At 68.0% G+C, this 12,083-nt stretch carries 12 protein-coding genes; 10 read left to right on the top strand and 2 right to left on the bottom strand.

Annotation, left to right across the window (positions count from 1 at the left end; all coding sequences use genetic code 11):
- Window positions 1-70: 70 nt before the first annotated feature.
- A complete protein-coding gene (locus tag RSO01_RS43275) occupies window positions 71-886 on the bottom strand; it encodes a universal stress protein (protein WP_170303801.1) in 816 nt (271 codons plus the stop codon).
- 166 nt (window positions 887-1,052) lie between these two features.
- On the opposite strand from RSO01_RS43275, the gene RSO01_RS43270 reads away from it, so the two are divergent.
- Complete coding sequence (locus RSO01_RS43270) at window positions 1,053-4,562, top strand: indolepyruvate ferredoxin oxidoreductase family protein (RefSeq protein ID WP_147156813.1); 3,510 nt, start codon at window positions 1,053-1,055, stop codon at window positions 4,560-4,562.
- Window positions 4,563-4,763: 201 nt separating this feature from the next.
- Window positions 4,764-4,973, top strand: a complete 210-nt coding sequence (locus RSO01_RS43265; RefSeq protein ID WP_147156812.1) for a hypothetical protein — start codon at window positions 4,764-4,766, stop codon at window positions 4,971-4,973.
- Here RSO01_RS43265 and RSO01_RS43260 read toward each other — a convergent pair whose 3' ends face one another.
- Window positions 4,974-5,567, bottom strand: a complete 594-nt coding sequence (locus tag RSO01_RS43260; RefSeq protein ID WP_147156811.1) for a YqgE/AlgH family protein — start codon at window positions 5,565-5,567, stop codon at window positions 4,974-4,976. It lies immediately after the preceding gene.
- 146 nt (window positions 5,568-5,713) lie between these two features.
- Here RSO01_RS43260 and RSO01_RS43255 point away from each other — a divergent pair, with 146 nt between their 5' ends.
- The 8 genes from RSO01_RS43255 to RSO01_RS43220 all read left to right on the top strand — a co-directional run bounded on the left by RSO01_RS43255 (window position 5,714) and on the right by RSO01_RS43220 (window position 12,029).
- Window positions 5,714-6,196: a peroxiredoxin gene (locus RSO01_RS43255; protein WP_147156810.1), complete on the top strand. Its 483-nt coding sequence runs from the start codon at window positions 5,714-5,716 to the stop codon at window positions 6,194-6,196.
- 152 nt (window positions 6,197-6,348) lie between these two features.
- On the top strand, window positions 6,349-6,822 hold the full coding sequence (gene phnG / locus RSO01_RS43250; RefSeq protein ID WP_147156809.1) for a phosphonate C-P lyase system protein PhnG: 474 nt from the start codon (window positions 6,349-6,351) through the stop codon (window positions 6,820-6,822).
- 10 nt (window positions 6,823-6,832) lie between these two features.
- Window positions 6,833-7,426: a phosphonate C-P lyase system protein PhnH gene (phnH, locus tag RSO01_RS43245; protein WP_147156808.1), complete on the top strand. Its 594-nt coding sequence runs from the start codon at window positions 6,833-6,835 to the stop codon at window positions 7,424-7,426.
- A gap of 1 nt (window position 7,427) precedes the next feature.
- Window positions 7,428-8,525, top strand: coding sequence for a carbon-phosphorus lyase complex subunit (locus tag RSO01_RS43240; RefSeq protein ID WP_147156807.1), 1,098 nt, complete (start codon window positions 7,428-7,430; stop codon window positions 8,523-8,525).
- 3 nt (window positions 8,526-8,528) lie between these two features.
- Window positions 8,529-9,392 (top strand): alpha-D-ribose 1-methylphosphonate 5-phosphate C-P-lyase PhnJ, encoded by an 864-nt coding sequence (locus tag RSO01_RS43235; protein WP_147156806.1) that lies wholly within the window; start codon window positions 8,529-8,531, stop codon window positions 9,390-9,392.
- Window positions 9,389-10,159: a phosphonate C-P lyase system protein PhnK gene (gene phnK / locus RSO01_RS43230; RefSeq protein WP_147156805.1), complete on the top strand. Its 771-nt coding sequence runs from the start codon at window positions 9,389-9,391 to the stop codon at window positions 10,157-10,159. Before RSO01_RS43235 ends, phnK begins: the two co-directional genes overlap by 4 nt.
- Entirely contained in the window at window positions 10,159-10,887 is a 729-nt protein-coding gene (gene phnL / locus RSO01_RS43225; protein WP_246159208.1) for a phosphonate C-P lyase system protein PhnL, read from the top strand. The genes phnK and phnL overlap by 1 nt, the downstream gene beginning before the upstream one ends.
- The gene (locus RSO01_RS43220; RefSeq protein WP_147156804.1) at window positions 10,884-12,029 is read left to right on the top strand and encodes an alpha-D-ribose 1-methylphosphonate 5-triphosphate diphosphatase; all 1,146 of its coding nucleotides are present in this window, start codon (window positions 10,884-10,886) and stop codon (window positions 12,027-12,029) included. The genes phnL and RSO01_RS43220 overlap by 4 nt, the downstream gene beginning before the upstream one ends.
- Window positions 12,030-12,083 lie beyond the last annotated feature (54 nt).

Genomic DNA, 12,083 nt, shown 5'->3' with positions numbered 1-12,083 from the left:
TGGCTTCTACAGAGCGCACGAACTTGATCCCGTTTGCCGTTCAGCCCGTCAAAACCACTGTGCAGAGCTACTAGTGGGCGACGAGCAGCGGTACGGTCATGCTGGCAAGCAAGGTGCGGCTGGCGCCGCCCATCACCCACTCGCGCATGCGCGAATGGCCGTAGAGGCCCATGACGATGAGATCGGCGTCCTGATCGGCTGCGCGCGACAGGATGATCTCGCCGATGTCCGCGCCGCCCGCCGTATCGCGTTTGACGACCGCCGTGACGCCGTGGCGGGCCAGCCAGGCGGCAACGTGCACGCCCGCCCCTCCGGGTTCGTCCTCGGGATCGACGAGCAGGATCACCACCTTGTCGGCCTTCTTGAGGAAGGGCAGCGCGCCGGTCGCCGCCCGCGCGGCTTCACGAGTGCCGTTCCAGCACAACATGACGGTCCTTCCTGGCGGCTTGGCTGCACCGATATGGGGCACGATCAGCGTCGGCCGCTCGCCCGCCATGGCGACGGCCTCGGCGAGATCCGGCGGCGTCGCCTCGGCGGCGGCGTCCGGCTCTGCCTGCCCGACGATCACGAGGTCGGCGTAGCGGGCATGCGCGGCGACCACTTGCTCCGCCGGTCCATCGGCCACGCGCCAAGCTTTCAAGGGACCTGTGGTGCCGAAAGCCGCCATGGCGGCGGCTTCATCGGCCTGCACGGCGCTCTCATAGGTTCTGTAGAGGCTGTCCATCGCCGGCCCGGCATCGGTGAAGGCCGGCGCCTGGAATGGCCGGCGGACGTAGAGACCGACGAGGTGCGCCTCGAAGCGCGCGGCGAGGTCGGCTGAGAGCTTTAGCCGCTTGGGCGCGCTCGGGCCGGTGTCGACATGCACCAGGATCGTCCTGAAACCCATGCCTGCCCTCCGGATGTTCTGATGAAAACGGTCGAGACCGGTCGAAGGATGCGAAATTGGTCCCATGCCGCCGCCGGCGCGGCCTTTCCCCTCGCCGCTTTCGCCCGCTATGCTTTGGCCGACATAAATGCCCATTTACGCCGCCGCATTCGGAGGGCTTTCCGCGATGACCGTCGCCACTCCCGTCCCGCTGGTCTTCGGAGACTACGCGCTGGAGGATCGTTACCGGCTCGACAAGGGTCGGGTCTACATGACCGGCATCCAGGCGCTGGTGCGCCTGCCGATGATGCAGCGCCAGCGCGATCTCGCAGCCGGCCTCAACACGGGCGGCTTCATCTCGGGCTATCGCGGCTCGCCGCTCGGCATGTACGACCACGCTTTGTGGACGGCCAAGCGCTACCTCAAGGAAAACAACATCCACTTCCAGCCGGGCCTGAACGAGGACCTCGCCGCCACCGCGGTGTGGGGCACACAGCAGGTCAACCTGTTCCCCGGCGCCAAGGTCGATGGCGTGTTCTCGATCTGGTACGGCAAGGGCCCGGGCGTCGACCGCTCGATGGACGTGCTGAAGCACGGCAATGCCGCCGGCTCCTCGGCGCATGGCGGCGTGATCGTCCTGGCAGGCGACGACCATGGTGCGCAGTCCTCGACCCTGCCGCACCAGAGCGAGCAGGTGTTTTCGGCCGCCATGATCCCGGTGATCAATCCGGCCAACGTCCAGGAGTATCTCGACTTCGGCCTGCTGGGCTTCGCGCTGTCGCGCTATTCGGGCTGCTGGATCGGCTTCAAGGCGATCTCCGAGACGGTGGAATCCGGCGCCTCGGTCTGGGTCGATCCCGAGCGCATCAAGATCATGATGCCCACCGACTTCCAGCTGCCGCCGGGCGGGCTCGGCATCCGCAATCCCGATCCGCCGATGGAGGCCGAGAAGCGCCTGCACGGGCCGAAGATGGCGGCGGTCAAGGCGTTCGTGCGCGCCAACGGCTTCGACCGCACGGTGATCGATCCACCGCGGGCGCGCATCGGCATCATGACCACGGGCAAGGCCTATCTCGACACGCGCCAGGCCCTGGAAGATCTCGGCATCAGCGAGGATCGCGCGAAGGCGCTCGGCATCCGCCTCTACAAGGTCGGCATGACCTGGCCGCTGGAGCCGGAAGGCGCGCGCCGCTTCGCCGAAGGCCTGCAGGAAGTGATCGTCATCGAGGAGAAGCGCTCGAACCTCGAGGAGCAGCTCGTCCATCTTCTCTACAACATGCCGGCCGACCGCCGGCCGCTGGTGATCGGCAAAGCCGACGAGACCGGCGGCATCATCCTGCCGAGCGAAGGCGAGCTGACGCCGACCGGCGTCGCCATGGTGATCGCCGGCCGGCTGATGAAGCACATGGGTGAATCGCCCGAGCTCAAGCAGCGGCTTGCCCGCCTCGAAGCCAAGGAGAAGCTTTTGGCCGCGCCGCCGCCCAAGGTGGCGCGCACGCCGTTCTTCTGCTCGGGCTGCCCGCACAACACGTCGACGCGCATCCCCGACGGCAGCCGCGCCATGGCCGGCATCGGCTGCCACGGCATGGCGACCTGGATGCCTGAGCGGCGCACGGCACTGATCTCGCACATGGGTGGCGAAGGCGTGCCCTGGGTCGGCCAAGCGCCGTTCAGCGGCGACAATCACATCTTCCAGAATTTGGGTGACGGCACCTATTACCACTCTGGCCTGATGGCGATCCGCCAGGCTGCGGCCGCCGGCGTCAACATCACCTACAAGATCCTGTTCAACGACGCCGTCGCCATGACCGGTGGCCAGCCGCACGACGGCCCGCTGACCGTGCCCGATATCACCAAGCAGGTCGCGGCCGAGGGCGCCAAGAAGGTCGTGGTCGTCACCGACGAGCCCGACAAGTATCCGGTCGGCACCGACTTCGCCCATGGCGTCACCATCCGCCATCGCGACGAGCTCGACACCGTGCAGCGCGAGCTGCGCGACATCCCGGGGCTGACCGTGCTGGTCTACGACCAGACCTGCGCCGCCGAAAAGCGCCGCCGGCGCAAGCGCGGCACCTTCCCTGATCCGGCCAAGCGCGTGTTCATCAACGACGCCGTGTGCGAGGGCTGCGGCGACTGCTCCGACAAGAGCAACTGCGTGTCGGTGAAGCCGCTCGAAACCGAGCTCGGCCGCAAGCGCCAGATCGACCAGAGCAACTGCAACAAGGACTTCTCCTGCGTGAACGGCTTCTGCCCGTCCTTCGTGTCGGTGCATGGCGGCACGCCGGCCAAGGCCAAGCGCCCGCAGCTGAAAGTCGTGCAGGACGATCCCTTCGCCCAGCTGCCCATGCCGACCGTGCGGCCGCTGTCGGAGGCCTACGGCATCCTGGTGACCGGCATCGGCGGCACCGGCGTGATCACCGTCGGCGCGCTGATCGGCATGGCCGCCCATCTCGAAGGCAAGGGCTGCACCGTGCTCGACTTCACGGGCCTCGCCCAGAAGAACGGCGCGGTGATGAGCCACGTTCGCCTCGCCCCCAAGCCCGAGGACCTGCACGCCGTGCGAATCGCCGCCGGCGGCGCCAACCTGGTGCTGGGCTGCGACATGGTCGTGGCCGCGGCGCCGGCCGCCCTGTCGCGCATCGAGCCCGGCGTCACCCGCGCGGTGATCAACGGCTACATGACGCCGGTCGCGGCGTTCGTGACGAACGGCGACATGGATCTCGGTGCCGAGGCCATGATGAAGTCGATCCGCGACGCTGCGGGCGACGAGGCGGTGTCGTTCGTCGACGGCACCGGACTCGCCACGGCGATCCTGGGCGATTCCATCGCCACCAACCTCTTCATGCTGGGCTACGCCTGGCAGAAGGGCCTGGTGCCGCTGTCGTTCGAGGCCATCGAGCGCGCCATCGAACTGAACGGCGTCGCCATCGAGACCTCCAAGCGCACCTTTGCCTGGGGCAGGCTTGCCGCGCACAACATCGCGGCAGTGCAGGCGGCGGCGAAGCCGACGCTACGCACCGAGAAGCCGGTGGCACGCACCCTGCCGGAGATCGTCGCCAAGCGCGTCGAGCTGCTGACGGCCTATCAGGACGCAGCCTACGCCGAACGCTATCGCGCCTTCGTCGACAAGGTCGCCGCGGCCGAGAAGGCCAAGGCGCCGGGTCGCCGCGGTCTTGCCGAAGCGGTCGCCCGCTCGCTCTACAAGCTGATGGCCTACAAGGACGAGTACGAGGTCGGCCGCCTCTACAGCGACGGCGAGTTCCTGAAGAAGCTCTCGAGCCAGTTCGAGGGCGACTACAAGGTCACCTTCCATCTCGCGCCGCCCATGTTCGCAGACCGCGATCCGACGACGGGTCAGCTCAAGAAGCGCGAGTACGGCGCGTGGGTGATGCCGATGTTCCGCATCCTCGCCTCACTGAAGAAGCTGCGCGGCACCAGGCTCGACCTCTTCGGCTACAGCGAGGAGCGGCGCATGGAACGCCGGCTGATCGGCGACTACCAGGCGACGATCGAGCAGGTGCTGGCCACGCTCGGCCAGGACAACCATGCGCTCGCCGTCCAGATCGCCTCGGTGCCCGAGACCATGCGCGGCTTCGGCCACATCAAGGAGAAGAACGTGAAGGCAGCCAAGGAGCGCGAAGCAAGCCTGCTCGCCGCTTACCGCAATCCGGCGACGCAGTCGGTCGCTGCAGAGTGACGGGACGCCCCCGCCTCCGAAAGGGGTTGGGGAAGGAAGCGACGGCGTCCCGGGTACGCAGTGCCCCCGCTCAGGGAGGGGTCACGGGGACACGAGTCTGCTATAGGCCGGCCCACCGGGGAAGGTAAGCACAATCTATGGTCGTAGACGCACATCTCATACGACCTTTTTTTGCCTCAATGGCACTGCAGAGTCAGGACCATGAGCGGTCGTTTCATCCTGGCCCTGGCCGGCATCGCCCTGCTGGTCCCCTTCTTCTTCCTGCCGCCCGGCGTCGTCGCCACGGTGCTTCTGGTCGCGGGCGGGCTGGCTCTCGTGGTCAGCCTGGCCGAAGCCTGCCGCCAGCTCTTCAACGACATACATTGGATGATGCGCCGGATCGCAGCGCGGCAGTCGCTCCGAAAGCGCTAGCTAGGCGCGCCCTGTCTGGTGCGAGAACGACGCCGGATCGAACCGGCCCGTGACGCCGCCGCCCAGGCGGTCCAGCGCGCGCTGCCACTTGGCGGAAAAATCGGCGTCGAACACCAGGCTGGCGTCGCCGTCGACCACCAGCCAGGCATTGTCCTGCATTTCGCGATCGAGCTGGCCCGGCGCCCAGCCGGAATGGCCGAGCGCCAGCCAGGCCTGCTTGGGGCCGCTGCCGCCCGCCATGTCCTTCAGGATCTCCTGCGAGGCCGTGAGCGCCATGCCGCCTTCGATCAGCAGAGTCTCCTCGCGCATGTAGTCCGCCGAATGCAGCACCAGGCCGCGCGAGGTCTGCACCGGGCCGCCAAACAGAACCGGCCGCTCGGCCACCTGCTCCGGCACCTCGATGCCGAGCTGCTTGTAGACCTGGCCCAGCGGCAGGTCCTCGACCTTGTTGTTGACGATGATGCCGAGCGCGCCGTCGTCATCGTGCTTGCAGATGAAGACGACGCTCTTCTTGAACTGCCCATCCGGCATGGAGGGCGCGGCGACCAGGAAGCGGCCGACCAAGGAGGCGGCAGGGGAGCCTGAGCCGGGCATATTTTTATACTCCTCCAAATCCATGGGGATTGTCCGGGCAAAGATCAAGCCAGCCCGGCCCCCGATTCGACAAACCGGCACCCCTCGCCTAGGGTCCGCCGGTTCGTGAGACCGCCGGTTGGGGCGGCAATTGTAAGGAGCAAATAATGGCGAAAGTCGGCGACAAGGTGCCCAGCGCCACGCTGCGCATGCTGGGCCCGGAAGGACCCAAAGCGGTCACCACCGAAGAGCTTTTTGCGCCGGGTAAGAAGGTGGTTGCCTTCGCCCTGCCGGGGGCATTCACCCCCACTTGCTCGGCCAAGCATGTGCCGGGCTACGTGACGGAGTACGACAAGCTCAAGGCGAAGGGTGTCGACACCATCGCCTGCATTTCCGTCAACGACGCGTTCGTGATGGGTGCCTGGGGCAAGGACCAGAAGGCTGGCGACAAGGTCCTCATGCTGGGCGACGGCAATGGCGAGTTCACCCAGGCGATGGGCCTCACCATGGACGGCTCGAAGTTCGGCCTGGGCACGCGCAGCCAGCGCTACGCCATGGTCGTCGACAACGGCGTCATCAAGGACCTGTTCGTCGAGAAGCCGGGCGCCTTCGAGGTGTCGTCGGCCGAGAACGTGCTGAAGCACCTGTAGTCCGCGTCAAGACGCAGACGGTTCACGGCGGGGCCTTTGCCCCGCCGTTTCCTTTTGGGGACAAGCGGTCCTCCGTTTCACAATAACTTCATCAATCGCCAGCCGATCGGTAACGCGACCTTCGCATGGTCGGCGCTCCAACGAGCGTCGCCATGTCCCTTTCCTCATCCGCCGATGCCCCCGCGCAAGCGCGTCGACAGCGGTGGCTTTCCGTTCTGGCCAAAGCACCCATCGCCCGGCTTGCCGCGTTGTGGGAGGGCCTTGGCCCCATCCCCGCCTATGCCCTGTTGCGCCGACCCGAGACCGGGCTGGTCATGGTCAAGGGCCGCATCTCAGGCAGCGGCGCACCGTTCTGCGGCGGCGAGATGACGGCGACCCGCGCCGCCGTGCGACTGGAGAGCGGCGAGGTCGGCATCGGCTATGTCGGCGGCCGCAGCGCGCGCCATGCCGAGATTGCCGCTGCCGTCGATGCCCTGGGCCAGCGCGCCGACTGGTGTGACCGTCTGGAGACCGAGATCGTGGCGCCGCTGGAGGCCGAGGCCGACGCCCGCCGCCGCGCCATCGCCGCCCGCGCCGCGGCGACCAAGGTCGACTTCTTCACCGTCGCCCGGGAAGCTGGGACATGAGGGCCGGCACATGAGCGACCTGCGCACGCTGGCGCCCGGCCTCGCCGATCCGTCGCACGACGCCCAGCAGCTGTTCCGCGCCATCCTCGACGCCGCCTCCCATCCCGGCCGCATCGTGTCGCTACCGAGCGCGCCGGCCGGACCTGGGGCACTGAGCTCGGCTGCGACGGCCTATCTCCTCACGCTGGCCGACCGCGACACGCCGGTCTGGCTGGCAAGCGACTTCGACCGGCCCGAGGTGCGCAACTTCCTGCGCTTCCATGCCGGCGCGCCGATCGTGGCGGCGCGGGCCGAGGCGTCGTTCGGCGTGGTGGCAGCCGGCACGCCGCAGCCCTTCGACGGCTTCAATCTCGGCACCGACGCCTATCCCGACCGTTCCGCCACGGTGCTGATCGAGGTGCCCGATCTGCAAAGCGGACCGATGCGTCATTGGCGAGGCCCCGGCATTGCCGATCGCACGAGCGTCGGCATTGCCGGCCTTGGCGACGCGTTCTGGGACGACTGGGCCGCCAACCACGCCCTGTTTCCCTGTGGCGTCGATCTTGTGTTCACCGCCGGCACCGAGCTCTGCGCCCTGCCGCGCAGCATCGCCGTGGAGGTCTGACATGTATGTTGCGGTCAAGGGTGGCGAGACGGCGATTGCCCATTCGCTCGATCTGGTTGCCGACAAGCGCCGCGGCGATCGCGACATCGCCGAGCTCTCGCTCGAGCAGATCGACCAGCAGCTCGGTCTCGCCGTCGACCGCGTAATGACCGAAGGCTCCTGCTACGACCGCTCGCTGGCGGCGCTCGCCATCAAGCAGGCGCGCGGCGACCTGATCGAGGCGATCTTCCTGCTGCGCGCCTACCGCACGACGCTGCCGCGCTTCGGCGATTCGCTGCCGCTCGATACCTCGGCCATGGTGGCGGAGCGGCGCATCTCGTCGACCTTCAAGGACGTGCCGGGCGGCCAGGTGCTGGGGCCGACCTACGACTACACCCATCGCCTGCTCGACTTCTCGCTGATGGCCGCGGACGAGCGTCCGACCGCGCCGACGGCGCCCGCTGACACCAACCGCACCCTGCCGCGCGTCGGCGATATCCTCGAGCGCGAGGGCATGCTGGAGCCGCCGCCGCAGGATGGAGCCTCTGAAGACCTGACACGCCAGCCGCTCACCCTGCCGGCCAGCCGCCCCGTACGACTGCAGAACCTGGCGCGCGGCGACGAGGGCTTCCTGCTGGCGCTGGGCTACTCGACCCAGCGCGGCTACGGCAACAATCATCCCTTCGTCGGCGAGATCCGTTACGGCCACGTGCCCGTTTCCTTCGTGCCCGAGGAGCTGGGCTTCGCGATCGAGATCGCCGAGATCGACGTCACCGAGTGCGACATGGTCAACCAGTTCGCGGGCTCGCACGACGTGCCGCCGCAGTTCACGCGCGGCTACGGCCTCGCCTTCGGCCATAGCGAGCGTAAGGCCATGTCCATGGCGCTGGTCGACCGTGCGCTGCGCGCCGAGGAGCTTTCCGAATCGGCGACCTCGCCGGCGCAGGACGAGGAGTTCGTGCTGGCCCATTCCGACAACGTCGAAGCGTCGGGCTTCGTGCAGCACCTGAAGCTGCCGCACTACGTCGATTTCCAGTCCGAGCTGGTGGTGGTGCGGACCTTGCGCGCCGAGGTCGAGGCACGTCGCCGCCAGGCCGTGCTCGATCAGGCGGCGGAGTAGGTAATGACCGAAAACAGCGCCAAGGATGGGGCATACAACTACGCCTACCTCGACGAGCAGACCAAGCGGATGATCCGCCGCGCCATCCTCAAGGCGGTGGCGGTGCCGGGCTACCAGGTGCCGTTCGGCGGCCGCGAGATGCCCTTGCCCTATGGCTGGGGCACCGGCGGCATCCAGGTGACAGCCGCCATCATCGGCCGCGACGACACGCTGAAGGTGATCGACCAGGGCGCCGACGACACGACCAACGCCGTCTCGATCCGCCGCTTCTTCGCCCGCGTGGCCGAGGTCGCCACGACGACGCGCACCGAGGAGGCCACCGTCATCCAGACGCGCCATCGCGTGCCGGAGACGCCGCTCAGCGAGGGCCAGATCCTGGTCTTCCAGGTGCCGATCCCCGAGCCCTTGCGCATGCTCGAGCCGCGCGAGACCGAGACCCGCACCCTGCACGCGCTGTCCGAATACGGCGTCATGCAGGTCAGCCTCTACGAGAGCATCGCGCGACACGGCCGCATCTCCAAGGCCTACAACTACCCGGTGATGGTGAACGGGCGCTACATCATGAGCCCCTCGCCCATCCCCAAGTTCGACAATCCCAAGCTCGACCGCAGCCCGGCCCTGCAGCTCTACGGCGCCGGCCGCGAGAAGCGCATCTACGCCGTGCCGCCCTACACGCCGGTCAAGAGCCTCGACTTCGACGACCATCCGTTCGAGATCGAGACCTGGGAGCAGTGCTGCGAGCTGTGCGGCTCCAAGGAAAGTTTCCTCGACGAGATGATCGTTGACGACGACGGCAAGCGCCTGTTCGTCTGTTCCGACAGCGACTATTGCGAGCGCCGGCGCGCGCCGGCCGAGGCTGCCGAGTGAAACCGCTGCTTTCAGTTCGCGGCCTCAGCAAGCGCTTCGGCACGCGCGTCGCCTGCCGCGACGTCGACTTCGACCTCTGGCCCGGCGAGGTCTTGGGCATCGTGGGCGAATCCGGCTCGGGCAAGACCACCTTGCTGAACTGCCTGGCCGGCCGGCTGACGCCGGAGACCGGTTCGGTGACCTACAACTCCGCGGCCTACGGCACCGTCGACGTCCACGACCTCAGCGAAGCGCGCCGACGGCTGCTGTCGCGCACCGAATGGGGTTTCGTGAACCAGGATGCGCGCGAGGGGCTGCGCATGGGCGTGAGCGCCGGCGCCAATATCGGCGAGCGGCTGATGGCGGTGGGCGCGCGCCACTACGGCGACATCAGGCGCACGGCGTCGGACTGGCTCGACCGCGTCGAGATCGAGCGCGGCCGGCTGGACGACCGGCCGACGACCTATTCCGGTGGCATGCGGCAGCGCCTGCAGATCGCGCGAAACCTCGTGAGCGAGCCGCGGCTGGTCTTCATGGACGAGCCGACCGGCGGCCTCGACGTCTCGGTGCAGGCCCGCATCCTCGACCTGCTGCGCAGCCTGGTCGGCAGCCTGCACCTGTCGGCGGTGTTGGTGACGCACGACCTTGGCGTGGCGCGCCTGCTGACGCACCGCCTGATGGTGATGCAGGGCGGCGCCGTCGTCGAAGACGGCCTGACCGACCAGGTGCTGGACGATCCCCAGCACGCCTACACGCAGATGCTCGTGGCTTCGATTTTGCCGGTGTGATGATGGACACCATTTCTTCATCGTCGTCCGGTCCAAAAGAGCATGACGGGCCCGTCCTCAAGGTCGCCGGCCTGACGAAATCCTTCATCGTCCATGCCCACGGCGACTTGGCCCTGCCGGTGCTGCGCAACGTCGCGCTCGCCGTCTCGCCGGGCGAATGCCTGGCCCTGGTCGGGCCGTCGGGCGCCGGCAAGAGCACGTTGCTGCGCTCGCTCTACGGCAACTACCGCGCTGATGCAGGCTCGATCCGCGTCCATCACGACCATGCCTGGGCCGAGCTTGTCGGCGCCGAGCCGCGCACCGTGCTCGACGTGCGCCGCCGCACCATGGGCTTCGTCAGCCAGTTCCTGCGCGTGATCCCCCGCGTCGCCACCGTCGACGTCGTGGCCGAGCCGCTGCTGCGCCTGGGCGCCGACCCGGCCGAAGCGCGCGATCGTGCCGAGTTCCTGCTGGCCCTGCTCAACATCCCGCAACATCTGTGGCAGTTGCCGCCCGCCACCTTCTCGGGCGGGGAGCAGCAGCGCGTCAACATCGCCCGCTCACTGATCGTCGACTACCCGATCCTGCTGCTCGACGAGCCGACGGCCTCGCTCGATGCCGGCAACCGCGACCGTGTCGTCGAATTGATCGGGCAACGCCGCGACGCCGGCAGCGCCCTGGTCGGCATCTTCCACGACGTCGGCGTGCGCGAGCTTCTAGCCAATCGGGTCTTCGAGGTTTCCCCATGAGCAACGAACAGATCTTCACCAACACCCGCGTCGTCACGCGCGATGCGGAGTTCGACGGCACCGTCGTGGTGCGTGACGGGCTGATCGTCGAGGTCGCCGCCGGCCGCTCCGCCTGCGCCGCCGCCTTCGACTTCGAAGGCGACTATCTGGTGCCCGGCCTGGTCGAGCTGCACACCGACAATATGGAGAAGCACTTCGCGCCTCGGCCTGGCGTGCAATGGCCGAGCCTGGCCGCTGTCATGGCGCACGACACCCAGATCGCCGCCGCCGGCATCACCACCGTGTTCGATTCGCTGTCGCTGGGCGACGTGCGCGGCGATACCGACCGCGTCAAGAACCGCGCCCGCATGGTCGAGGCGATCTGCGCGGTGAGCGACCGGCGCCTGTCGCGCGCCGAGCATCGCCTGCACCTGCGTTGCGAGATCACGCCCGACGATGCCGTCGAAGCCGTCGACCGCTGGATCGACCTGCCCCTGGTCGGCCTGATCTCGATCAACGACCACACGCCGGGGCAGCGCCAGTTCCTCGATCCGGACAAGCTCAAGCAGTACTACATGGGCAAGTACGCCATGACCGAGGAGCAGTTCACGGTCTTCCACGACCGCGCCGTCGACCTGCACAACCGCAACGCCGTGAAGCATCGCCGCGAGATCGTGGCCCGCGCCCAGGCCCGCGCTTTGCCCTTGGCCAGCCATGACGACGCCACCCGCGCCCATGTTGCGGAGGCGGTCGAGCACGGCATGACCATCGCCGAGTTCCCGACCACGCGCGAAGCGGCCGAAGCCTCGCGCGAGGGCGGTCTCGCGGTGCTGGTCGGCGCGCCCAACCTGGTGCTGGGCGGCTCGCACTCCGGCAACATCGCCGCCATCGACCTGCTGCGTGACCGCCAGGCCGACATCCTGTCGTCGGACTACGTGCCGGCCAGCCTGATGGAGAGCCTCTTCAAGCTGCCCACGGCCGGCATCGGCATCTCGCTACCGGAGGCGGTACGGCTTGCCTCGCTCACCCCCGCCGAGGCCGTCGGTCTCGGCGACCGCGGCGAGATTGCCGCCGACCGCCGCGCCGACTTCGTGCGCGTGCGCCACCACGACGAGACGCCGATGGTCCGCGCCGTGTGGCGTGAAGGCGAGCGGGTGGTCTAGCTTATGGCGGCCTCAACGGGAGCGCGGGCCTGTGGCCCGCTCATGATCATGATG

Origin of the sequence: Reyranella soli (genome assembly GCF_007992495.1) — a bacterium.
Taxonomy (GTDB): domain Bacteria; phylum Pseudomonadota; class Alphaproteobacteria; order Reyranellales; family Reyranellaceae; genus Reyranella; species Reyranella soli.
This window is presented reverse-complemented; position numbering and strand designations above follow the sequence as displayed.